Consider the following 2878-nt stretch of genomic DNA (forward strand, 5'->3'; position numbering starts at 1 on the left):
AAGACACCTTCGGGTTGTGAGGTTAAGCGACTAAGCGTACACGGTGGATGCCTAGGCAATCAGAGGCGATGAAGGACGTGCTAATCTGCGATAAGCGTCGGTAAGGTGATATGAACCGTTACAACCGACGATTTCCGAATGGGGAAACCCAGTGCAATTCGTTGCACTATCGTTTGATGAATACATAGTCAAACGAAGCGAACCGGGGGAACTGAAACATCTCAGTACCCCGAGGAAAAGAAATCAACCGAGATTCCCCTAGTAGCGGCGAGCGAACGGGGAACAGCCCAGAGTCTTAATCAGCATTAGCATCAGGAGAACGGTCTGGAAAGGCCGGCAGTAAAGGGTGATAGCCCCGTATCCGAAGGTGTTGGTGTTGTGAACTCGACGAGTAGGGCGGGACACGTGTTATCCTGTCTGAATATGGGGGGACCATCCTCCAAGGCTAAATACTCCTGATTGACCGATAGTGAACCAGTACCGTGAGGGAAAGGCGAAAAGAACCCCGGCGAGGGGAGTGAAATAGAACCTGAAACCGTGTACGTACAAGCAGTGGGAGCCTTGATTTATCAGGGTGACTGCGTACCTTTTGTATAATGGGTCAGCGACTTATATTCTGTAGCAAGGTTAACCGTATAGGGGAGCCGTAGGGAAACCGAGTCTTAACTGGGCGAATGAGTTGCAGGGTATAGACCCGAAACCCGGTGATCTAGCCATGGGCAGGTTGAAGGTTGGGTAACACTAACTGGAGGACCGAACCGACTAATGTTGAAAAATTAGCGGATGACTTGTGGCTGGGGGTGAAAGGCCAATCAAACCGGGAGATAGCTGGTTCTCCCCGAAAGCTATTTAGGTAGCGCCTCGTGAACTCATCTTCGGGGGTAGAGCACTGTTTCGACTAGGGGGTCATCCCGACTTACCAACTCGATGCAAACTACGAATACCGAAGAATGTTATCACGGGAGACACACGGCGGGTGCTAACGTTCGTCGTGAAGAGGGAAACAACCCAGACCGCCAGCTAAGGTCCCAAAGTCATAGTTAAGTGGGAAACGAAGTGGGAAGGCTCAGACAGCCAGGATGTTGGCTTAGAAGCAGCCATCATTTAAAGAAAGCGTAATAGCTCACTGGTCGAGTCGGCCTGCGCGGAAGATGTAACGGGGCTAAACTATGCACCGAAGCTGCGGCAGCGATATGTAAATATTGTTGGGTAGGGGAGCGTTCTGTAAGCCTGTGAAGGTGTACTGTGAGGTATGCTGGAGGTATCAGAAGTGCGAATGCTGACATAAGTAACGATAATGCGGGTGAAAAACCCGCACGCCGGAAGACCAAGGGTTCCTGTCCAACGTTAATCGGGGCAGGGTGAGTCGACCCCTAAGGCGAGGCAGAAATGCGTAGTCGATGGGAAACGGGTTAATATTCCCGTACTGGTGATAATTGCGATGGGGGGACGGAGAAGGCTAGGCTATCCGGGCGACGGTTGTCCCGGTTTAAGGATGTAGGCAGGTGAATTAGGCAAATCCGGTTCACTACATGCTGAGGTCCGACGACGAGTCACTACGGTGATGAAGTAGCTCATGCCCCGCTTCCAGGAAAAGCCTCTAAGCTCTAGATTATCATTAATCGTACCCCAAACCGACACAGGTGGTCAGGTAGAGAATACTCAGGCGCTTGAGAGAACTCGGGTGAAGGAACTAGGCAAAATGGTGCCGTAACTTCGGGAGAAGGCACGCTGGCGCTAGGTGAAGTCCCTCGCGGATGGAGCTGAAGCCAGTCGCAGATACCAGCTGGCTGCAACTGTTTATTAAAAACACAGCACTGTGCAAACACGAAAGTGGACGTATACGGTGTGACGCCTGCCCGGTGCTGGAAGGTTAATTGATGGGGTTATCCGTAAGGAGAAGCTCTTGATCGAAGCCCCAGTAAACGGCGGCCGTAACTATAACGGTCCTAAGGTAGCGAAATTCCTTGTCGGGTAAGTTCCGACCTGCACGAATGGCGTAATGATGGCCAGGCTGTCTCCACCCGAGACTCAGTGAAATTGAACTCGCTGTGAAGATGCAGTGTACCCGCGGCAAGACGGAAAGACCCCGTGAACCTTTACTATAGCTTGACACTGAACATTGAGCCTTGATGTGTAGGATAGGTGGGAGGCTTTGAAGCGTGGACGCCAGTCTGCGTGGAGCCAACCTTGAAATACCACCCTTTAATGTTTGATGTTCTAACGTAGCCCCGTTATCCGGGGTGCGGACAGTGTCTGGTGGGTAGTTTGACTGGGGCGGTCTCCTCCCAAAGAGTAACGGAGGAGCACGAAGGTTGGCTAAGCATGGTCGGACATCATGCGGTTAGTGCAAAGGCATAAGCCAGCTTGACTGCGAGAGTGACGGCTCGAGCAGGTACGAAAGTAGGTCTTAGTGATCCGGTGGTTCTGAATGGAAGGGCCATCGCTCAACGGATAAAAGGTACTCCGGGGATAACAGGCTGATACCGCCCAAGAGTTCATATCGACGGCGGTGTTTGGCACCTCGATGTCGGCTCATCACATCCTGGGGCTGAAGTAGGTCCCAAGGGTACGGCTGTTCGCCGTTTAAAGTGGTACGCGAGCTGGGTTTAGAACGTCGTGAGACAGTTCGGTCCCTATCTGCCGTGGGCGTTGGAAGATTGAAAGGGGCTGCTCCTAGTACGAGAGGACCGGAGTGGACGCACCACTGGTGTTCGGGTTGTCATGCCAATGGCATTGCCCGGTAGCTAAGTGCGGAAGAGATAACCGCTGAAAGCATCTAAGCGGGAAACTTGCCTTGAGATGAGTCTTCCCTGACCCTTTAAGGGTCCTAAAGGAACGTTTAAGACTAAGACGTTGATAGGTTGGGTGTGTAAGC

1 rRNA gene is annotated in these 2878 nt (G+C 52.2%); it reads left to right on the forward strand.

The window, feature by feature from the left end:
• Positions 1 to 20: 20 nt before the first annotated feature.
• A 23S ribosomal RNA gene (locus PSF28_RS23490) occupies positions 21 to 2878 on the forward strand; the annotation flags it as partial.

The sequence above is a fragment of the Providencia sp. PROV130 genome, from assembly GCF_028482225.1.
GTDB lineage: Bacteria > Pseudomonadota > Gammaproteobacteria > Enterobacterales > Enterobacteriaceae > Providencia > Providencia rettgeri.